The sequence below is a fragment of the Paenarthrobacter sp. AR 02 genome, from assembly GCF_021538675.1.
Classification (GTDB): Bacteria; Actinomycetota; Actinomycetes; order Actinomycetales; family Micrococcaceae; genus Arthrobacter.
This window is the reverse complement of the sequence record NZ_JAJUKH010000011.1, coordinates 72,858-93,558: the sequence shown is the minus strand read 5'-3', so window position 1 is coordinate 93,558 and position 20,701 is coordinate 72,858. Positions and strand designations below refer to the sequence as shown.

At 63.8% G+C, this 20,701-nt stretch carries 19 protein-coding genes; 9 read left to right on the top strand and 10 right to left on the bottom strand.

All coding sequences use genetic code 11. The annotated features are described in order from the left end of the window. The 4 genes from LRQ04_RS17395 to LRQ04_RS17380 all read right to left on the bottom strand — a co-directional run bounded on the left by LRQ04_RS17395 (position 1) and on the right by LRQ04_RS17380 (position 3,956). Entirely contained in the window at positions 1–330 is a 330-nt protein-coding gene (locus LRQ04_RS17395) for a biotin/lipoyl-containing protein (protein ID WP_211711587.1), read from the bottom strand. After that, positions 323–1,393, bottom strand: a complete 1,071-nt coding sequence (locus LRQ04_RS17390; RefSeq protein WP_235521565.1) for an alpha-ketoacid dehydrogenase subunit beta — start codon at positions 1,391–1,393, stop codon at positions 323–325. Before LRQ04_RS17390 ends, LRQ04_RS17395 begins: the two co-directional genes overlap by 8 nt. Next, positions 1,386–2,432, bottom strand: a complete 1,047-nt coding sequence (locus LRQ04_RS17385; protein ID WP_235521564.1) for a thiamine pyrophosphate-dependent enzyme — start codon at positions 2,430–2,432, stop codon at positions 1,386–1,388. The genes LRQ04_RS17390 and LRQ04_RS17385 overlap by 8 nt, the downstream gene beginning before the upstream one ends. 141 nt (positions 2,433–2,573) lie before the next feature. After that, complete coding sequence (locus LRQ04_RS17380) at positions 2,574–3,956, bottom strand: amino acid permease (RefSeq protein ID WP_235521563.1); 1,383 nt, start codon at positions 3,954–3,956, stop codon at positions 2,574–2,576. A 174-nt stretch (positions 3,957–4,130) separates the two neighbouring features. Between LRQ04_RS17380 and LRQ04_RS17375 the strand changes: the two genes are divergently transcribed. The 6 genes from LRQ04_RS17375 to LRQ04_RS17350 all read left to right on the top strand — a co-directional run bounded on the left by LRQ04_RS17375 (position 4,131) and on the right by LRQ04_RS17350 (position 10,541). Then, positions 4,131–4,604, top strand: a complete 474-nt coding sequence (locus LRQ04_RS17375; RefSeq protein WP_211711590.1) for an Lrp/AsnC family transcriptional regulator — start codon at positions 4,131–4,133, stop codon at positions 4,602–4,604. Positions 4,605–4,706: 102 nt separating this feature from the next. Further along, entirely contained in the window at positions 4,707–5,426 is a 720-nt protein-coding gene (locus LRQ04_RS17370) for an NUDIX domain-containing protein (RefSeq protein ID WP_235521627.1), read from the top strand. Then, the gene (nadA, locus tag LRQ04_RS17365) at positions 5,423–6,730 is read left to right on the top strand and encodes a quinolinate synthase NadA (protein ID WP_235521562.1); all 1,308 of its coding nucleotides are present in this window, start codon (positions 5,423–5,425) and stop codon (positions 6,728–6,730) included. Before LRQ04_RS17370 ends, nadA begins: the two co-directional genes overlap by 4 nt. A gap of 35 nt (positions 6,731–6,765) precedes the next feature. Next, positions 6,766–8,496, top strand: a complete 1,731-nt coding sequence (gene nadB / locus LRQ04_RS17360) for an L-aspartate oxidase (protein WP_235521561.1) — start codon at positions 6,766–6,768, stop codon at positions 8,494–8,496. Beyond that, the gene (gene nadC, locus LRQ04_RS17355; protein WP_235521560.1) at positions 8,489–9,367 is read left to right on the top strand and encodes a carboxylating nicotinate-nucleotide diphosphorylase; all 879 of its coding nucleotides are present in this window, start codon (positions 8,489–8,491) and stop codon (positions 9,365–9,367) included. The genes nadB and nadC overlap by 8 nt, the downstream gene beginning before the upstream one ends. A 16-nt stretch (positions 9,368–9,383) precedes the next feature. Next, positions 9,384–10,541: a cysteine desulfurase family protein gene (locus LRQ04_RS17350; RefSeq protein WP_235521559.1), complete on the top strand. Its 1,158-nt coding sequence runs from the start codon at positions 9,384–9,386 to the stop codon at positions 10,539–10,541. 9 nt (positions 10,542–10,550) lie between these two features. Here the strand turns inward: LRQ04_RS17350 and LRQ04_RS17345 are convergent, their stop codons facing one another. Together LRQ04_RS17345 and LRQ04_RS17340 are read right to left on the bottom strand one after the other, a co-directional pair. Next, on the bottom strand, positions 10,551–11,036 hold the full coding sequence (locus LRQ04_RS17345) for a GtrA family protein (protein WP_235521558.1): 486 nt from the start codon (positions 11,034–11,036) through the stop codon (positions 10,551–10,553). Between the two features lie 17 nt (positions 11,037–11,053). Continuing rightward, on the bottom strand, positions 11,054–11,917 hold the full coding sequence (locus tag LRQ04_RS17340; RefSeq protein WP_235521557.1) for a fumarylacetoacetate hydrolase family protein: 864 nt from the start codon (positions 11,915–11,917) through the stop codon (positions 11,054–11,056). A 203-nt stretch (positions 11,918–12,120) separates the two neighbouring features. Between LRQ04_RS17340 and LRQ04_RS17335 the strand changes: the two genes are divergently transcribed. Next, on the top strand, positions 12,121–13,317 hold the full coding sequence (locus tag LRQ04_RS17335) for an SLC13 family permease (protein WP_235521556.1): 1,197 nt from the start codon (positions 12,121–12,123) through the stop codon (positions 13,315–13,317). On the opposite strand, the gene LRQ04_RS17330 is transcribed toward LRQ04_RS17335, so the two are convergent. Beyond that, positions 13,314–13,982, bottom strand: a complete 669-nt coding sequence (locus LRQ04_RS17330; protein WP_235521555.1) for a DUF1684 domain-containing protein — start codon at positions 13,980–13,982, stop codon at positions 13,314–13,316. The two genes, LRQ04_RS17335 and LRQ04_RS17330, sit on opposite strands and share 4 nt — an antisense overlap. Positions 13,983–14,036: 54 nt before the next feature. On the opposite strand from LRQ04_RS17330, the gene LRQ04_RS17325 reads away from it, so the two are divergent. Beyond that, positions 14,037–14,888: a hypothetical protein gene (locus LRQ04_RS17325; protein WP_235521554.1), complete on the top strand. Its 852-nt coding sequence runs from the start codon at positions 14,037–14,039 to the stop codon at positions 14,886–14,888. A 68-nt stretch (positions 14,889–14,956) separates the two neighbouring features. Continuing rightward, positions 14,957–15,763 carry a transglutaminase family protein gene (locus LRQ04_RS17320; protein WP_235521553.1) on the top strand — a complete coding sequence of 269 codons (807 nt, stop codon included), beginning with the start codon at positions 14,957–14,959 and terminating at the stop codon, positions 15,761–15,763. Here LRQ04_RS17320 and LRQ04_RS17315 read toward each other — a convergent pair. The 3 genes from LRQ04_RS17315 to LRQ04_RS17305 form a co-directional block, all read right to left on the bottom strand. Then, a complete protein-coding gene (locus LRQ04_RS17315; RefSeq protein WP_235521552.1) occupies positions 15,760–16,227 on the bottom strand; it encodes a MarR family winged helix-turn-helix transcriptional regulator in 468 nt (155 codons plus the stop codon). The two genes, LRQ04_RS17320 and LRQ04_RS17315, sit on opposite strands and share 4 nt — an antisense overlap. Beyond that, positions 16,227–17,351: an LLM class flavin-dependent oxidoreductase gene (locus tag LRQ04_RS17310; RefSeq protein ID WP_235521551.1), complete on the bottom strand. Its 1,125-nt coding sequence runs from the start codon at positions 17,349–17,351 to the stop codon at positions 16,227–16,229. The genes LRQ04_RS17315 and LRQ04_RS17310 overlap by 1 nt, the downstream gene beginning before the upstream one ends. Before the next feature lie 138 nt (positions 17,352–17,489). Then, a complete protein-coding gene (locus LRQ04_RS17305) occupies positions 17,490–20,699 on the bottom strand; it encodes an efflux RND transporter permease subunit (protein WP_235521550.1) in 3,210 nt (1,069 codons plus the stop codon). Between the last annotated feature and the right edge of the window lie 2 nt (positions 20,700–20,701).

Below are 20,701 nucleotides of genomic sequence, written 5' to 3'. Positions count from 1 at the left end.
TCAGTCCTCATCGAGTACGGCGCTCAGGCGGACCCGGCGCTTGGGTGCTTCGTCCTTCGGAACAGTGCCCACGATTCCGGCGGTGTCATCCGGAACCTCGAACACGATCAGCGGTTCGCCAACGTTGATGGTCTCACCGGGCGCCCCGTGAATACGCACCACTTTACCTGCCTGCGGGCTGGGCAATTCGAGGGCTGACTTGCTGGTTTCGAGCTCGACGATCGCCTGGTTGCGTTCGACCTGCTGGCCGGGTTCGACCAGCCATTCGAGCACGGTTGCTTCGATGAGGCCTTCACCGAGATCGGGAAGCGGGAAGGAAATTTCAGCCACGGCGGTACTCCAGTACTCGTTGGATCCCAAAGAGGATGCGATCGATGTTGGGGATGTATTCGTCCTCCAGGTCACCGGAGGGATAAGGGACGTCGAAGCCCGTCACGCGCTCCACCGGCGCCTTGAGCGTCGCGAAACAGCTTTGCGTAATCAGTTGCGCAACTTCGGCCCCAAGGCCGGAGGTGAGCGGCGCTTCATGGACGACGACGGCGCGCCGCGTCTTCCCCACGGATGTCGCCAGTGCTTCGGCATCGATGGGCTTGAGCCAGCGCAGGTCCAGCACTTCGATGTCGATGCCATCTTCGGCCGCCAGTTCAGCAACCTGAAGGCAGCGGGAGACCATGGCACCCCAGGCCACCAGCGTCAGGTGCCGGCCTTCCCTGGCCACGCGGGCGCCAGTGAGGCTTCCGGCGTCGTCCGTTCCGCCGTCGTGCGCGGCTGTGTCCTGGTCGGCGGACCCGACGTCCACCGGTCCCTTCTGCCAGTACCGGGACTTTGGTTCCATGAAGATGACCGGGTCCGGACGGCTGGCAGCGTACTTGAGGAGATGGTAGGCGTCGTGCGGGTTCGACGGCGAAACCACCTTCAGGCCGGGCACATGGGCGAACAGTGCTTCAAGGCTTTCGCCATGGTGCTCGGGGGCGCGGATGCCACCGAAGCTGGGGACGCGCAGCGTGATCGGCATGGGGAGCGTGCCGCGGCTTCGGTAGTTCATCCGGGCGATCTGGCAGACGATCTGGTTGATCGCCGGGTACGCGAAACCGTCAAACTGGACCTCCGGGATGGGGTGGAAGCCGGCCATGGCCAAACCAACGGACATGCCCAGGATGCCCGACTCGGCGAGCGGGGTGTCGAAAACGCGCGCCTCGCCGTGTTTGGCCTGGAGGCCGTCGGTGATGCGGAAAACTCCGCCGAGTTGGCCGCAGTCCTCTCCAAAGATCACCGTCTTGGGGTTCTCGTTAAGGATTTCGTCGAGGGCCCGGTTCAGGGCCTGCTGCATGGAAAGCTGTTGAATGCCGACGGCGGTGGTTGCCGTGGCCTCAGTGATGGTGGTCTCAGGCATGTTCGGACTCCTCGCGCCACGCGGTGGCCTGGGATTGAAGGGCGGGCGTTGGCTCCTGGAAGACCAGGCTGAACATCTCAGCGCCTGGGCGCGGGCCGAGGTCTGCGATCCCGGCCCGGATGGTTTCCTCTTCCTCGGCTGCCTTGCGCTGAGCCTCGGCGAAGAAGGCCTCGTCGGCCACCCCGTCCGCGAGCAGGCGCTGCTTGAAGCGTTCCAGCGGGTCCTCGCCCGCGCCGAGCCGTTCCTCATCGAGCGTGCGGTACCTGCCGGGATCGTCTGCGGTGGAGTGCGGGCCGCGGCGGTAGGTCATGGCTTCGATCACCACGGGGCCGTTGCCGGAGCGGCAATGTGCGAGGGCCGAACGGGTGGCTTCGAAGACTGCCACCACGTCGTTGCCGTCCACTTGGAGTGACGGGATGCCGTATCCGGCGGCGCGGGCGGCGACGGAACCGCCGGCAACCTGCCGTTCGGTCGGGACGGAGATGGCCCAGCCGTTGTTCTGGATGAAGAACACCACCGGGGCCTTCATAACGGCTGCGAAGTTCATGGCTTCATGGACGTCACCCTGGGATGAGGCGCCGTCCCCGAAGTACGTCACGGCAACCCCCGTCTCTTGTGCTCCGGCAAGGGTTTGGCCATGCGCCCATCCGACGGCGTGCAGGACGGAACCCGCAACCACTGCCTGGATGGGTGCGAACCTGGATTCCAGCGGGTTGTACATGCCGCCGTGCCAGGTTGCCTTGTGTGTGGACATGTAGCCCACCATGTCCACGCCCATGGCGCGGGCAACGCCCATTTCGCGGTAGGTGGGGAAAACGAAGTCGCGGGCGCGGTCCACGGCGTATCCGCTGCCCACCTGCGCGGCCTCCTGGCCAAGCTCGGGGGCGTAGCCGGGAATGATGCCCTGGCGCTGCCAGGCGACTGCGGCAGTGTCGAGGTGGCGGACGGCAGCCATCAGGGTGTACAGCTCACGGAGTTGATGGTGGGTGAGCGGGGCCGCATCATCATCGAGTGCGGCCAGCACAGGTTTGAGAGTCATGGCTGTGACCCTAGTCACCGCGCTCGACTGTGCGCAATCAGCTCACTTCAAACGGAACATTTTGTACAATTTGGGCACACGCAAAAGCCCTGCACAGTACAAACTGTGCAGGGCTTCTGGATGCTTGTTAGCAGGGGGCTTTTAGGCGCCCGCTGCGGCCTTGGCGGCTTTTGCCCTCGCGTTGAGGAAGCAGCCGGCAGCAATGGCCAGGATCAGCAGGAAGGTGCCCACCAGTTGGCCAGCGCTTTCGGGGTTGGCGAAGCCCACCACAAGGATGAGGCCCAGCAGGACCAGGCCAATGATGGTGAGGTAGGGGAAGCCTTTCATCCGAAGCGGCAATTCGGTTCCCTCCCGGTCCGCCCTGCGGCGCAGGATGAACTGGGACACCAGTGCGGTGCCCCAGACCACCAGGCAGGTGGAGCCGACCAGGTTCAGGAGCGCCGGCAGGATCTTGTCCGGGAACAGCAGTTCCAGGATGGTTGCGATGAAGCCGAAGGCAACTGAAACGCCGACGGCGGCTACCGGAACCTTCGAAGCGCTCAGGCGGGACAGGAGCCGGGGAGCTTCCCCGCGCTCGGAGAGGGAGAAGATCATCCGCGAGGCACCGTAGAGGTTGGCGTTCAGTGCCGAGAGCAACGCCACAACAGCTACCAGGGTGATTGCTGCGCCTGCGCCGGGAATCCCTGCGAGGTCCAGGACTCCGGCGAACGGGGACTTCAGGCCTTCTGAACCTACGGGGAGGACGGCTGCGATGACGAAGACCGAACCGATGTAGAAAACAAGGATGCGCCATACGACAGTGCGGATCGCCTTGCCGACGCTGTGGGCGGGGTTTTCGGTTTCCGCGGCGGCAACGCTGACAATCTCGGTTCCACCGAAGGCGAAGATCACTACGAACAGTGCGGCGGCAATGCCACCAATACCGTGGGGAGCGAAATCCCCGAACGCGGAGAGGCCCGGTGAGGGTACGTTCGGCAGCCAACCAAACAGCAGCGCTGCGCCGATGAGCAGGAAGATGACAATTGCGGCGACTTTGAGGATGGCGAACCAGAATTCGAACTCGCCGAAGTTGCGGACGCCTACGAGGTTGATCCCGGTGAAGGCCACCATGAAGACCAGGGCCAGTATCCATATTGGGATGACTGGCCAGACGGAGAACAGCAACCCTGCCGCCCCGAGGGCTTCAGCGGCGATGACCACCACTAGCTGGAGCCACCAGAGCCAGCCGATGGTGCCGCCGGCCGTTTTGCCGAGGGCCTTTTCGGCGTAGACCGAGAATGCCCCGCTGTTGGGGTTCGCAGCTGCCATCTCACCCAGCGCCCACATGACGAGGATGATGAGCGTTCCGGCGACGAGGTAGGAAATCAGGACAGCCGGCCCGGCGGCCTGGACTCCCGCCCCTGACCCAAGGAAGAGGCCGGCGCCGATGGCGCTGCCCAGTCCCATCATGGTCAGCTGGCGCGGTTTGAGTGAGTGGCCGAGGCCGGCCGTTGATGCAGGAGCCGCGATGGACTTCGTTGTCATACGTGTCTACCTTCTATGGATTTCATGCTGGTTTGGCGTGCCGGCTTCATAGGCTTGGCACGCGGGCGTCGACGACGCAGCAAGAGCCGTGGAATAATTCTCGCAGTTTGTATGATACATCACTTTTTGCCGTGGCGATGTGATGGGTATGAAACCCAGGGGACAGGAACTTTGATGCTGGTCGATGCGCTTGATGCAAAAATTGTACGTTTCTTCACCGATTCGCCGCGATCTTCGGTGCTGGAGGCGTCGCGGGTGCTGAAGGTCGCGAGGGCTACGGTGCAGTCCCGGATCGACCGGATGATCGAAAACGGGGTCATAGGCTCTTGGGTGCCGCAGCCGGATCCGGCAAACTTCGGGTTCCCTGTAGTGGCCTTCTGTTCGGTGACCATCACGCAGGAAATCGGCCATGATGCGATCATCGAAAGCCTGGGCGCGATTCCGGAGATCATCGAGGTCCACACGGTCACGGGGAACTCGGACCTTATGGTCCGCATAGCCGCGAGGTCCAATCCCGACATGCAGAGGGTGCTCGATGCCATGATCGCCACGAAGTCGGTGGTCCGCTGTTCCTCGGTCATTGTGCTGAACAGCCACATTCAGGGGCGGACCCTTCCCCTGATGGAGGCGGCGGCCAAGTCAGTGTGACGCAAAGCATTTTGCGGGACTGCGGATTGAGTCGTACCATTAGTTCTAGTCAACATGACTTTAACTAAGATCCGATCAGGATTGCAGCGGCGACGAAGCGAGGTGAACGCCGTGAACACCAGCTCAGCCAATGTCGCCGAACGGCGGCTCGCGCCGCCGTCGTTGGCCATCTCAACGGTGATTTTCGCCCTCCGCCCCAGCGAGACGTCCGGCCGCCCGACGCTGTGGCTGCCGCTCGTCCGCCGGATCCGTGAACCGTACCGGGACATGTGGGCATTGCCCGGCGGCCCTCTGGCGCATGATGAGTCCCTGCAGGATGCAGCCTCCCGGAATCTGCGGGACACCACGGGACTAACCCCGCATTACCTTGAGCAGCTCTACGCCTTTGGCGGACTCCATCGATCACCGACCCAGCGCGTCGTGTCCATCGTTTACTGGGCCTTGGTGCAACCCACCGAGGCCGCACTGGCGGACGAGTCGGAGAATGTCCGGTGGTTCCGTGCCGACAAACTCGGCGAGCTGGCATTCGACCACAACGCCATCGTGGACTACGCGCTGTGGCGGCTTCGGAACAAGATGGCCTACGGGCCCATTGCCTACCACCTGCTGGGAGAGTTCTTCACCCTCGCCCAGGTCCGGGAAGTCTACGAAGCCGTGCTGGACCGCCAGCTGGATCCCGCCAACTTCCGCCGACACATCAAAGCCACACCGGAGATCGAAGAAACCGGTGAATACCTGCAAGGCGGAAAACACCGTCCGCCACGCCTCTACCGCTTCACCGGCACGCCCGGCCTCGGGCCAGATAACAGGAGTACACCATGAGCAGCGTCAACACTGCCGTCCAACTGATCACTCGCGAAGAAGCCGAGGAAGGGCTCTCCCGCGCAGGGTCCACGTGCAGCCCGGCATTGGCCAGGGGCCCATGGGAATACGACCTTGCCGAGGCACTCGCAGGCGAGCCGGCCTACGGCCCGGGTGCCTCCAGCAATGATGTCGCGCCCAAGGCCACGCCACGCCAGGGCCAGCTGCCGGAAGAGTACAAGAAAGCCTCCGACGCCGAACTTGACGCCCGCATCCGGGCCGCCAAGGCCGCGCTCGGGGATCGGGCGGTCATCCTTGGCCACTTCTACCAGCGCGATGAAGTCATCCAGTACGCGGACTTTGTGGGCGACTCCTTCCAACTGGCCAACGCCGCGCTGACCAAGCCCGATGCCGAAGCCATCATCTTCTGCGGCGTCCACTTCATGGCCGAGACTGCGGACATCCTCTCTACACCCGAGCAGGCCGTCATCCTGCCCAACCTGGCAGCCGGCTGCTCCATGGCAGACATGGCAGATGAGGACTCCGTGGAGGAATGCTGGGAGCAGCTGGAGGAAATCTTCGGCACCGGGCCGGATGCTGATGGCCGGGTACCGGTCATCCCCGTCACCTACATGAATTCCTCTGCCGCGCTCAAGGCCTTCTGTGGCCGGAACGGCGGTATTGTCTGCACGTCCTCCAACGCCAAAGTGGTCCTGGAATGGGCTTTCGAACGCGGACAGCGCGTCCTCTTCTTCCCCGATCAGCACCTCGGGCGCAACACAGCCAAAGCCCTTGGCGTCCCGTTGGAGCAGATGCCCATGTGGAACCCGCGCAAGGAACTCGGCGGCAACGATGAGCAGGCACTGCTCGATTCCCGGGTGATCCTCTGGCACGGTTTCTGCTCGGTGCACAAGCGGTTCAACGTAGGCCAGATCGAGAAAGCCCGCCAGGACTTCCCGGGCGTCAACGTGATCGTGCACCCCGAATGCCCCATGGAGGTAGTGGACGCAGCTGACTCCGCCGGGTCCACCGACTTCATCAAGAAGGCCATAGCCGCCGCCACCGAACCCACCACGTTCGCCATCGGCACCGAAATCAACATGGTCAACAGGCTTGCCGCGGAAAACCCGCAGCACACCATCTTCTGCCTCGACCCCGTCATTTGCCCTTGTTCCACCATGTACCGCATCCACCCCGGCTACCTCGCCTGGGTGCTGGAGGAACTCGTCGAAGGACGCATCGTCAACCGCATCACTGTGGACGACGCCGTACAGGACAACGCAAAGGTTGCCCTGGAACGCATGCTGGCCGCCAAGCCTGCCTAGCACCAGGCATTACCCCTAGCTGAAGAGAGCCTCGCATGACCACAGAGAGCGTTGCTGGAGGGCCCCGGCCCAAGCGGCTGATCGTCGTCGGAAGCGGTATCGCGGGACTGTACTCCGCGTTGCTGGCCGCGGAAGCGGGCGCTGAGGTGGTGTTGCTGACCAAGGGGGCCCTTGCGGACAGCAACACCTATTACGCCCAAGGTGGCATCTCAGCGGTCCTGGACGAGCCGGCGCCCGGGGATACGGTCGCCGCCCACATCGCTGACACCCTCAAAGCGGGCGCCGGGCACTGCAACGAAGAAGCCGTGCGGGTGCTGTGCACCGAGGCAAGGCTGGACATCGCCGGGCTGGAACGGTTCGGGGTCCGCTTCGACGTTGACGACGACGGCGACCCCGCCCTGGGCCTGGAAGCCGCCCACTCAGCGCCACGCATCCTTCACGCAGGCGGCGACGCCACCGGGGCCGGGGTTGCCGCCGCACTGATCCGGACTGTCCTGGACTTCCAGGCCGCCGGCAGGATCCGGGTGATCAGCCATGCGTTTGTCACGTCCCTGACCCAGGGCGTCGGCTTCGCTGGCGAGGTTCGCATCTCGGGTGCCGATTATATCCAGGACGGACGCCACCACAGCATCCAGGGCGACGCCGTACTGCTCGCCACAGGAGGCGCTGGGCAGCTGTTCGCGCAGACCACCAATCCTTCCGTGGCCACGGCTGACGGACTGGCGCTGGCGTGGCGCGTCGGCGCTGCTGTGTCCGATCTGGAGTTCTTCCAATTCCACCCCACGTGCATGGTCCGTGTCGGCATCGGCTGGGACTCATCGGGCAGCCAGAGCAGCACCGCCCCTTTGCTGATCTCCGAAGCAGTCCGCGGTGAAGGGGCCACCCTGGTGGACGCCACTGGCCACCGCTTCATGCCCGACTACCATCCGGATGCCGAACTCGCCCCCAGGGACGTGGTCTCACGCAGCATCGCCCTGCACCTGGCAAAACTCAACGACCCCAACGGCCACGTCTTCCTGGACGCCACCGTGGTCGAAGAGGCACGAGGGCAGGGATTTCTGGAAAAGCGATTCCCGACCCTCAGCAAACACACCCGGCAAGCCGGTATCGACTGGACCCGGGAACCCGTTCCCGTAGCGCCAGCCGCGCACTACTGGATGGGTGGGGTGGTGACCGACCTGCACGGCCGGAGCTCTGTTCCCGGTTTGCTCGCTGCCGGCGAAGTCGCTTGTGCCGGCGTGCAGGGTGCCAACCGCTTGGCCAGTAATTCGTTGCTTGAGGGACTGGTGTTCGGGCGGCGGGCTGTGAGTGCTTTCATTGGTTCGGCTGACGCGGTCCCTCTGCGTGCTAACTCGGCCGCTGGCGGCCTCGCTTTTACGCACGCTGCCGGGACCCCGTCAGCCGACGACGGCACGTCACCCGGACAAGCTTCGCGCTCCGCGTTCTCCAGGAGTGCGCTCCAGAAACTCATGACTGCCAAGGCCGGGGTCCTGCGTAACGGGGTTTTGTTGGCTGAGGCTGCCGAGGCTCTGGGTGAGTGGGAGAGTGGAGTGCTTCCACTGACTGTTCCTGACTCCCTTGAGGTGCGGGAGCATGAGGATGCGAACCTGCTGCTCGCTGGGCAGTTGCTGGTGCAGGCTGCCCGGGAGCGGCGTGGGTCCCTGGGGGCGCACTACCGCAGCGACAGCGTGACCGAACCGGCCGCCGTCGTACATTTTGACCAGACTTACACCATGAGCCGGAAAGCGAGCCTCGTCCATGACTAACCTGACCCTCCCCGCAGCCCCAGTCCGGGAAATTCTTGAACGGGCGTTCGCGGAGGACGCGCCGAGCGGCGACATCACCTCCCAGCTGCTGATTCCCGCCGAGGCCAGGGCCACGGCGGTGCTGAACGCGCGCGTGCCTGGCGTGTTCAGCGGTGGCACGGTATTCCGCGACGCCATGAAGCTGGTGGACCCGGACACCGACGTTGAGCTGCTGCTCGCCGACGGTGAAGCGTTCGACGCCGGCGCGCACCTTGCGCGGGTCAGCGGCAGCGCCCGCTCCGTGCTGCTGGCTGAACGCGTAGGGCTCAACCTGGTGCAGCGAATGAGCGCGATAGCCACCAAGACGGCCGAGTTCGTCAGGCTGGTTGAAGGCACCCGCGCCCGTATTACGGATACGCGGAAAACCACCCCTGGACTTCGGGTGCTCGAACGCTACGCCGTGCGTTGTGGCGGGGGAGCGAACCACCGGTACAGCCTCTCCGATGCTGTCCTGGCCAAGGACAACCACCTGGCCGTCATGACAGGCGGTGACACCACCAAACTCACCGAGTTGTTGGCAGCGGCTAAGGCCCAGCTGGGCCACACCACGCACTTCGAAGTCGAAGTGGACAGCGCCGAACAGATCGAACCGGTACTGGCGGCCGGCGTTGACACCATCATGCTGGATAACTTCTCCGTTGAAGAACTCCGCGCCGGTGTCAAGCAGGTGGACGGCCGTGCCATCGTCGAAGCCAGCGGCAACGTGAACATCAACACCGTCACCGGGATCGCAGCGGCCGGCGTGGATGTCATTTCCGTCGGCGCACTGACCCACAGCGTGAACGCTTTGGACCTGGGCCTCGACATCGAACTCACCACATCGCAGCCCTAGGAACAACGTCATTCCCATGATCTTCCTCGATGCCGCAGCCACCACTCCGATCCGTCGCGAAGCCCTGGATGCCATGTGGCCGTACCTGAGCGGCGAGTTCGGCAACCCCTCCAGCCACCACAGCCTGGGCGAGGCCGCTGCCACTGCGCTCGCAGAGGCGCGCACCGGCGTCGCGAAGGTATTGAACTGCCGCGCCGGCGAGGTGACGTTCACCTCGGGAGGAACAGAAGCGGACAACCTGGCAGTCAAGGGCATTGCATTGGCCAGGCGGGCGACGGATCCGTCGCTGAGCCGTGTGGTCATCAGCGCGATCGAACACCCGGCTGTTGAAGAATCGGCCCGCTACCTCCAGCGCGTACACGGTTTCGACGTCGATGTCGTCCCGGTCGATAGCGAAGGAATGGTCACTGTGGCGGCGCTGCGGGCAGTGCTGCGTCCGGACACCGCCTTGGTGAGCATCATGTATGCGAACAACGAGATCGGGACCGTCCAACCGGTCGCCGAACTTGCTGCCGTGGCCAGGGAGTACAACGTGCCGTTCCATACGGACGCCGTGCAGGCTGCAGGGTGGCTCCCCGTGGACGTCAAGGCCCTCGGCGTGGACGCGATGAGTATCTCAGGGCACAAGCTGGGAGCACCCAAGGGATCCGGCGTGCTGTTCACCAGGGGTCGCTTGCGGGTTGAGCCCCTGGTCCATGGCGGAGGCCAGGAACGGGGCAGGCGTTCGGGCACCGAAAACGTGGCCGGGGCCGTTGCCCTGTCCTCAGCACTGAGGCTCTCGCACGCCGATCAACAGGAACAGGCAGCCAGGGTGTCGGTGCTGCGCGACGGGTTCATCAACCGGGTACTTCAGGCCGTGCCCGACTCCATGCTCACAGGCCACCGAAGCCTGCGGTTGCCCTCGGTTGCGTCGTTCTGCTTCCCTGGAACCAGCGGCGAATCGGTGCTGCTCGAGCTTGAGCGGCTGGGTGTGGTGTGCTCCAGTGGCTCGGCGTGCGCGGCCGGTTCCGATGCGCCGTCGCCCGTTCTGCTGGCCCTCGGCATTGCCCCCGAAACTGCGCAAACCGCCGTGCGCTTCAGCTTCACGTCAGCTGTTACGGACGCCGAACTGGAGCAGGCCGCCGCAGCCGTGGAAACCGCCGTCGGACGTGTCCGTAAGTTGGCCCCTCAGTAGCCGGCCCGGCTACACATGGCGGGCGCGCCGAAAAATCCAGTGCCGCAGCAGGGTGAAACGAACTGCCGTGGCCACGAACCCGGACAATGTGGTGGTCCAGAGCTCCTCGGTTACTGTGGCTCCGGGCTTGAACAGATGCAGAAGCCCCAAGCTGCCGCCCGTGATGATCAGCGCAATGCCGATGACGATGGCGCCGCTGAGGTGGTCCTTGGCCCGCTTCTTTTTGCCTGTGATCTTGAAGGTGAGCCGCCGGTTCAACGCAGTGTTCATCAAGGACGTCACGATCAGGGCAACAGCGTTGGCCAGTTGTGGGTCAATCACGGGACGCAGCAACGCATAAAGGGCCAACGAACTGGCTGTGCATACGATACCGACGCCCGTGAATCGCACCAGTTGGCGCACCACCGGGTACTTCAGGACGCCGCGATGCCGCTTTTTGGGCGGCTTGCGTGGGGGAGAGGAGCGAAGCTCAGTGGCTTCCGCGGCGATCTCCATGGGTTAAGCCTGACACACTAAGCCGGGTGCTCCTCCCAGGATGCGCCGGTGACGGGGTTGTGCAGTTCGCCGATGCCTTCCACCCGGCACACCACAGTGTCCCCGGGATGGATGCGCGCGGACTCTGCCGGGAATCCCGTGAGCACAAGGTCGCCGGGTTGCAGGGTCATGAACGAGGTCAGGTAAACCAGGATCTCATCCACTTTCCAGCCGAGGTCCGCCGAACTGGCGGTCTTCAGCTCGGTGCCGTTGTGGACAATGCCAATGGAGAGGGCTGAGTCGTCCAGCTCCGTGACGATCCAGGGGCCCGCCGGGGTGAAGGTGTCCTGGCTCTTGGCGCTGATCCACAGTTCGTCAGATTTCTGGAGCTCGCGGGCAGAGACATCATTGCCTATGGTGTAGCCCAGGATTGCCGATCTCGCCGTTTCGAGGGCCAGGCCCCGCGCCTTACGGCCCACGACGACGGTCAACTCGGCTTCGGGGTCCACGTGGCCCACCGTCGAGCCCAGCTGGATCGCCTCGCCCGGGCCGATCACGCTGGACGCCGCTTTGTGGAATGCCTGGGGCGGCAGGGCGCGGCCTGGTTGGCCGGTGTTGTGGGCCATCCCGAAGACATTGACCGGTACGGAGGGCGCCAGGAAGTGGAAGCTGTCTGCACTGACCTCGGCGCCCAATTCCCACCCTTCGCGGCTGGAGCTTGACGCATTGGCCCGCGATGCAGGGAAGGGTGAATCGATGATCGTCCACGTACTGCCCTCAGCGGAGTCAAAGTCAGCGGCATCGTTGGCCACGAAGAATTGTTCGTCCGGAGCGTGGCCCGTGGAGGACTCTGTGGCAACAGGGCGAACACGGGCGATACGACGGGGAAGGCGTGATGTCATGAAGACATCCTACGTCCTGTGTGAAGGTCCACTGCGTTGTGAGGCCCGGTTGACGCCCCACATCCCATCCGATCCGCGCAGAGCGGGCCTCGCAACGCTCATCCGGTGAGCAGCTCGGGCCCGTCGGGGTTAACTGGCCCGCAGGCGGCTGTGGGGCCGTGCCGCGCAGAAAGAACACAGAACGCGGGCTTAGAATCCGTTCCATGCGTCTGGCGATAATTGGTTTGATCCTCCTTGTGGCGGGCGGGGTCACCGTTGCCACCGGTATCCTGCCGTGGCACGAAGTGACCGTTCTGGTCGAGAGGGTAGCCCCGATCCTGGCCTTCGTCGTCGCCATGACGGTGGTGACCGAGCTCGTCAGCGAAGGCGGTGCCTTCCAGTGGATCGCCCGGCATTTGCGCGGGTGGGGACGTGGCCGCGCCGTCCTGCTGTGGTTGCTGCTGGCCCTGTTCGCCACGCTCAGCACAGTCTTCCTTTCCCTGGACACCACGGCCGTGCTCCTCACTCCGGTGGTTGTCACTGTGGCACGCCAGGCGGGCCTGCCTGTCCTGCCCTACGCCCTGACGACGGTGTGGCTGGCGAACACGGCCAGCCTCCTGCTTCCCATCTCCAACCTGACCAATCTCCTGGCGCAGCACAATCTGGGCGGAATCAGCCCGGCACAGTTCGCCCAGCTGATGTGGGCGCCATCATTGGCCGCGGTTGTGGTCCCACTGGCTTTCATAGCAGTTGTCTTCAGACGCGATCTGCGCAGGACCTATGCGCGGGATTCCACACGGCCGGCAGTCCCGGCCCAGTCCAAGGCGTCGCAGGACAAGACCCTGCTGCTGGTCAGCGCGATTGTGCTGGCACTTCTCTTGCCGGCGCTGGTTTCCGGCGTGGCTATCTGGATTCCCGCAACTGCAGCGGCCGCGATCCTGGTAGTGGCGTTCGCCGTCCGGCGACCCAAGGTGCTGACGATAACCCTGATCCCGTGGTCGTTGCTGCTGTTTACCTGCGGGCTGTTCCTGGTGGTGGAAGCCGCCCAGTACATTGGCGCATCAGCGCTGCTGGGGCAAGCAGCGGGCGAAGGCAATGGCTTCATTGAACTGTTGCGGTTGGCCATGACAGGTGCCCTGGGTTCCAACGTCGTCAATAACCTGCCCGCCTACCTGCTGGCCGAGCCCCTGGCTGGAACCCCGGAAAGGATGGCCGCGTTGCTGATGGGCGTCAACGCCGGACCGCTGGTGGCGCCGTGGGCGTCGTTGGCCACACTCCTGTGGCACGATCGGCTGGTCCGCATGAACGTCCTGATCAAATGGAAAGGGTATGCACTGCTCGGCCTGATCGTGGCCCCATTAACCATCGTCGCCGCGGTGGCTGCTCTCGCCGGGGTAAGCCCGGGCGGGCTTTTTGGCTAGCCCAGATACAGTTCGCCTACTGGAATGTCCGCGGCCAGCCGATTGGCCGGTCCTGCCAGCGGGCAAGCCCAGGCTTCGTTGTAGGCGCACGACGGGTTATAGGCGAAGTTGAAGTCGAGAATAAACTCCTGCTCCCCTCCAGAGCCCCTCGTTCCGTGGAAGGATCCCTTGACCGTATCCAACAGGTACCTGCCAGCACCGTAACTTCCGCCTGGTTTTCCGGCGGTGGCGTCACGGAAGGGAACGAATATTCCTCCGCCGTAGCTCCTCAGCCGCCATACGGCCAGGGAACCGAGCCCGGGAAGTTCGAAGGTGCCGATCCTGGTGAAGGGCACCACGCCGTCCGTGCCCGTTTCGACGTTCATCTCCTGGCCGGTACCTTCAGGCGAGAGCGCAGCGTACATCCGGAAGGAGGGGTCGTAGTCGGCGGTGCGCAATCCGGAAAAGCGCGCCTTCATGTCCGCAGTGAGCGCCGATGCCGGGTGAGTGGCGAACATCAGATCCCGTTCCTGGCGCCAGAACACATGGGCGTCGAACGGGTTGGTGGCTGCGAGTTGCCGTACCTTGTCGTAGAGGGCGAAGGTCCGCAACCGCCAGTCGGCAATATCGACCGCCGACATGGTGGGCAGGGTGTCCTCAAATTCGTCGTACTGGTCAGGAGACATACCATCAGCCTAGCCCTGTGCGTGTCGCACTATCCCCGCCGATAGGCTGGGTCCATGAAGGGCTTGATGATCCCGACCCGGCCGGCAATGCGGCCTGTTGCCGCGGCGGTACTGGCGTGCGGCGTGCTTTTGGCTGGCGCGGCCTGTTCGGCCGACAACAAGGGCCCTCAGGTCAGCCCCACCATCAGTTCCAAACCCAACAGCTCGGAATCCGGGACAGCAACGCCGGAGAGCACGACGACGGCCGCCGAGTCCGCGTCCAGCTCGCCTTCCGTGTCGGCTGGTCAGGGTGAATCGCCCAGCGCAGGGGCCAGCCCCGTGGCGACAGCGTTGTCCTGGAAGACCTTTAGCGACCCCGCGAAGACGGTCAGCTTCGAGTTGCCCGAAGACTGGATAGCCCAGTCCCTCACGCCGGAGGCAGATTCCCTGCCAGGCGCGGTGAAGGTCGAGGTGAAGGACGGGGCCGGGAAGTACATCGCTACACTCCAGACAGGCCTGCCGGCACAGGCCCCCTCTGCCTGCCCTGCCGGGCAGTCGCGACCCTACGTGGTGATCAGCAGCGTTCCCTTGGACCTCCCGCATTCCGAAGGTCCCGAAACCATCGATCCCAGGGTTGTTTTCCGCGTGATCCAGGGCTACAAGTTCTTTGGATCCTATGGCGTCACCAATGTGGTGGCAGGAAGTGACGGGCAGTCCTGCGAACTCCGGAACCGGGTCCAGGGGCCGGCCGGCAAGGGCGATTATTCCTTCGCGGACGTTCCAGCCATCCATGCGTATGCCGCAGACGAGAAAGTGGCTCCCGCCAAGGCATTCGATACCTTGGACCTGGCCGCCAAATACGCAGTCCACGGCTCCGATTTTGCGAACGTCCAGCGGATGCTACTGTCACTGAAGGTCAATTTGTAGCCCAGCGATTTGGCTGATTCACGAAACGGCGGCACGGGCCTGCCTGCCGCAACCCACTCCGGAGATTAATGGAACGCAACGTAGCTGCCACGCTCGTTTTCAAGACCGCAGCCAGCACGAAAGTGGCCATGGCCATTGCCGTGGCCAGCAACGCAGGCTACGACTCGGTCACGGAGAGCCTCTCCATTACCGCCGCCGGCAACGAGGTTCCGTATGCCGAACTCAGCGACCACCACGGGGGCCGCTTCCACTACCTGGAATTCGCTGAACCCACGGAAGTCACGGTGGATTACCGGGCCACTGTCCTCGGGGTAGGGCAGCCCACTACCTCGGATCCCATGGAACTGATCAGGTACGTCAGGCCGAGCCGTTACGCGGAGTCCGACAGGTTGCTGCCGACCTCCTACGCCGAGTTCGGCGGACTGCAGGGTGTAGAGCTGCTCCAGGCCGTCCGCGATTGGGTCAACGGTGAGCTGCGCTACGTCAGTGGCTCATCACGGGGAACCGACGGGGCAGTGGAGACCCTGCTCCACCGCAAGGGTGTTTGCCGGGACTTTGCCCATCTGGCCATCGCACTGCTGCGATCCAAGGATGTTCCGGCGCGCTTGGCAGCTGTCTACGCACCCGGCCTGAGCCCCATGGATTTCCATGCGGTGGCTGAGGCCTTCATCGACGGTGCCTGGCACGTCATCGACCCCACTGGCCTGGCACCGCGCGGATCCATGCTGCGCATCACCGCGGGACGCGACTCCTCGGACACGGCGTTCCTGTCCACGGTGGGCGGCAGCCTGTCCTTGAAGACACTCAAAGTCAGCGCATCCGTTAACGGGATGCTCCCGGAGGAGAACCCCCGGGAGCTTGTCAGCCTGCGCTAGTGGCCCGCAACCGAAGCCCTGAGCTTTTCGGTCAGCCGCAACAACTCGCGTTGCTCCTCCGGCGTTAGCGCGGGAGCCACCAAGTGGGCTATGTCTCGCACATGCTCCCGGCCGATGGTTTTCTGTAACTCGCGCCCTGATTCGGTGAGTGAGAGCAGGACTCCACGGCCGTCGTCGGGCGCTGCGGTCCGCTCCACCAAACCACGCTTCTCCAAACGGTCAACCAAACGGCTCAAGCTGGATTGGCTCAGCAGGACCTTGTCGTTGATCTCGTTGAGGCGAAGCTGCCCTGACGGGCACCTGGACAGCGTGAACAGGACGTCGTACTCCTTGACGGGGAGCGTCTTGAAGGCCGGTCCGGACTGAAGCTTCCGCATCACCGCCACCTGGGAGCGGAACAACGACTCCCAGGTTTCGGCGGCGAGGCGAACAGCGGAAGAGGCAGTACCTGTTGGGGCGGACATCAGGCGTCCTGACCCGCGGCCCCGGCAGCAGCGGACTCGCTGACCTTGGCCTCCAGCGCTGCCGCAACACGGGAAGCGTGCGTGGGTGCGTCGGGTACATTGGCCGGCTTCATGGCCGCGTACTCCTTGCGGAGGACCGGCAGCACCTCTTCACCGAAGAGGTCCAACTGCTCCAGTACGGTCTTCAGCGGAAGGCCGGCGTGGTCGATCAGGAACAGCTGGCGCTGGTAGTCCCCGAATGCTTCGCGGAACGTCAGCGTCTTTTCGATCACTTCCTGCGGGCTGCCCACTGTCAGCGGCGTCTGGGAGGTGAAGTCCTCCAAGGACGGTCCGTGGCCGTACACCGGAGCGTTGTCGAAGTACGGCCGGAATTCCTTGACCGCATCCTGCGAGTTCTTCCTCATGAAGAACTGACCGCCCAGGCCCACGATCGCCTGCTCCGGAGTCCCGTGGCCGTAGTGTGCGTAGCGTTCGCGGTACAAGCCGATCAGCTGCTGGTAGTGCTCCTTCGGCCAGAAGATGTTGTTGGCGAAGAATCCGTCACCGTAGTAGGCGGCAACTTCTGCGATCTGGGGAGTCCTGATGGAACCGTGCCACACAAAGGGAGCGACGTCATCCAGCGGCCGCGGCGTGGAGGTGAAGTTCTGCAGCGGGGTGCGGAACTTGCCCGACCAGTTCACGGTATCTTCATCCCACAGCTTGCGCAGCAGGCTGTAGTTTTCGATGGCCAGCTCAATGCCGTCCTGGATGTTCTTCCCGAACCACGGGTAGACCGGCGCGGTGTTGCCCCGTCCGAGAACCAGGTCCACACGGCCATCGGAGAGGTGCTGGAGCATGGCGAAGTCTTCAGCGATCTTGACCGGATCGTTGGTGGTGATCAGGGTGGTGGCAGTTGAGAGCGTAATGCGCTCAGTCTGTGCCGCGATGTAGGCCAGGGTGGTGGTGGGGGAGGAGGAGAAGAAGGGGCGGTTGTGGTGCTCGCCCAAGGCGTAGACATCCATGCCGATTTCTTCGACCTTCTTGGCGATGGCCACCGAGGCTTTGATGCGCTCGTTTTCCGTGGGCGTGCGGCCCGTGGTGGGGTCAGTCGTGATGTCGCTGACGCTGAATACACCGATCTGCATGATGTGCCTTTCTCCCTGCCCGTGGTCCCGGGCGTTGTAAACAGTGTACCTCAAACTAGATGCATTTGCATGTATCGCTGTCTGTAACAGGGCAGGGCCGGGAAATGTTCCCGGCCCTGCCTGATGGGTTGTCTGCGGTTACTCCGCGGGATTGTGGGCCGCGCGGCGGCCCTTCACCCGGGGAATCATGCCCGTGGTCCAGTCCTGGAATTCCTCGGTTCCGCCCGCGCCCTCTTGGGGATGCGGAGTTGGCTTATCCTGAAGGTCCTTCAGCAGCTGCCTTTTCTCACGCCGCCCTTCGACCAGCTTGTAGAGCACCGGAACCAGGATCAAGGTCAGTGCGGTAGAGGAGACCAGGCCACCGATGACCACAATGGCCAGGGGTTGCGAGATGAAGCCGCCGCCCCCGGTCAGGCCCAGCGCCATGGGAGTCAACGCAAACACGGTGGCAAGGGCAGTCATCAGGATCGGGCGCAGGCGTTGGCGTGCCCCGTGCGTGATGGCGTCGGCCACGTTCATGCCGGCACGGCCATCCTGTGGCTTGCGGTACTGGTTGATGAGGTCGATGAGCACGATCGCGTTGGTGACCACGATGCCTACCAGCATCAACATACCGATCAATGAGGGCAGGCCCAGGGGAACGCCGGTCAGCAGCAGCAGGCCAACGGCGCCGGTGGCGGCGAAGGGGACCGAAACCAGCAGAATCAACGGCTGGATCAGGGACTTGAAGGCCGCCACCATGATGACGTAGACAATCGCGATCGCAGCAAGCAATGCCAGGCCGAGTTGCCGGAAGGATTCAGCCTGCTGCGTGGTGGCACCACCGATCGTGGCGGTGACGCCCGAGGGCAATTCGACAGAAGCCAGCCGCTGCTGGACTGCGCTGCTGACGCTGCCAAGGTTGGAACCCGACGGCGTCACGGTCACTTTCGCGGTCCGTTGACCGTTGCTGCTGGTAACGGACACTGGCGTGTCCACCAGTTCGACGGCGGCGATACTTTCCAGCGCCACGGGACCACGCGCCGTCGGCAATTGCAGGGAGCGCACGGCCGCGATGCTGGTAAAGCGGGTTCCCTCGCCGATCTGCACCGGATAGTCATTGGTGGCTATGCGTACCGTGCCGGCGGGGATGGGGCTGACGGTGGAAGCAAGGAAAGCACCCACCTGCTCCTCCGTCAGCCCGGCAGCTACGGCCTTGGCGCGGTCCACGCGGACCTGGACGACCGCCTGGGTAGAGGCAAGGTTGGTAGCCACCTCGGTGCTTCCCGGGACGCCCGTCATTGCCTGGACCATGGCGTCGCTGGCTGTCCGAAGGTCCGCGGAGTTTGCGGCCTTGATGGTGATGTCCACCGTGGAGGAAGTACCGAAGCCGCCCTGCTGGGATCCGACGGTGACCTTGCCGGCTGCCCCTTCGAGCTTGGCGCGGACTGCGTCCTGGAGCTTGGCCTGGTTCACCTTTTCGTCTGTGACGATCGTGAACGTGGAATTCGAGGATCCCGTGGACGTCAGTGCTGTAAAGCCAGTCTGGGCATTCCCCGACGTAACCTGCACGTCCTTGATGCCGTCCATGCCCTTGAGGGCGTCCTCGATCTTCGCCGCTTCATCGCTGGTGGCTTGGAGGCTCGTTCCGGCGGGCAGGACCTGCCGCACCGTCATGCTGTTTTCGCCTGAGCGGCCCAGCAGGTCCGTGGACAGCAGCGGTGAAACCGCGATGGTAGCAACGAGGACGACTGCCGCCGCGGACAACGTCAGGACCGGGTGCCTCTGCGTCTTTTCAAGAATGGGCAAGTACCCGCGTTGGAGGCGGCTTCGCTGCTCCGCTTCCCGAGCCTTTTCCGCGGATTCCCTGGCAGAAGAACGATCCTCCACTCCCTTGCCTTTGGAAGACAGGAACCAGTAAGCCAGGACGGGGACAATGGTCAACGAGACCAGCAGCGACGACAACAAGGCGATGGTCACCGTCAAAGCGAAGGGGCGGAACAACTCTCCGGCAAGGTCCCCGACGAACGCTATGGGCAGGAACACTGCAACAGTGGTGAGCGTGGACGCGGTGATAGCCCCGGCCACCTCCCGAATGGATGTCAGGATTGCCGTCAGCTTGTCTTCGCCATAGCTGAGGTGCCGTTTGATGTTCTCGATCACCACGATGGAATCGTCCACGACGCGCCCGATCGCGATGGTGAGTGCGCCAAGCGTCAGGATGTTCAGCGAGTAGCCGGTGGCGGAAATGCCGATGAACGTAATCAACAGCGACAACGGGATCGACACGGCCGTGACCAGCGTGGACCGCACGGACATCAGGAACACCAGGATGACGGCCACAGCAAAGCCCAAGCCAAGGAGGCCCTCAGTAGTGAGGTCCTTGATGGATTTCTCGATGAACGGAGCCTGGTCAAAGACCGGGGTGAACGCCGCATTGTTGCCCAGCTCGTCCTGCATGGGTCCGATGGCATCCCGCACGGCATGGGAGATGGCCACGGTATCGCCGTCGGGTTTCTTGGTGACCGACAACGCCAGCGTGGGTTTACCGTTGGTGCGGGTGATGGACGTCGCGGCATCATCCTGGATGCTGACATCGGCCACAGCGCCAATCGTTGCGGCGTTCTTGGCGCCAGCCAAGGGAAGTCCCTTGATGATCTCCAGGGAGTCCACCGGGCTGCCCAACTGCAGTGACAACGTCTTGCCCTGGTCCTCGATGGTGCCCACGGGGACAAGGGTGCCGTTGTTCTTCAGCGCGCTGCTGATGGACTGGACCGACGCCCCTGTGCTGGCAAGATCGGCCGGCCGGGGCTGGATCAGGACGTGCTGGCTCGCGCCACCGGTCACATCGGCGCCGCGTACGCCGTCGATCTTTTGGAGCCTGGGAACGCTGAGCCGCAGCAGGTCGGCATTGAGTTCGCTGAGCGGCTTGTCCGAGGAAACCGCCAGGAAGACGATCGGGAAATCGCTGATGTTCCCGGCGATGGACTGGGGTTCCACATTGGCGGGCAACGCCCGCTTGGTGTTGGAAATTGCCCGGTCAATCTGGTTCCTGGCCCGGTCCAGATTCGAACCGTAGGTGAACACCATGGTGATCTGGGAAACGCCGTTGCGGGACGTTGAGGTAGTGGACTCAAGGCCCTCGACGCTGTTCAGCGCAGTCTCAAGCGGCTGGCTGAGCTGCTTGTCCACTACTTCCGGGGAGGCGCCCGGCATGGAGGTCACCACGGTGATCTGCGGGAACTCGATCGAAGGAATGAGTTCCTGTTTCAACGATCCCATGGTGATCACGCCGAACACCGCCGCAAAGACGGTGATCAGCGCGATCAGGGCCCGGTTTCCCAGAGAAAGCTTGGCCAGGCGGAACATTG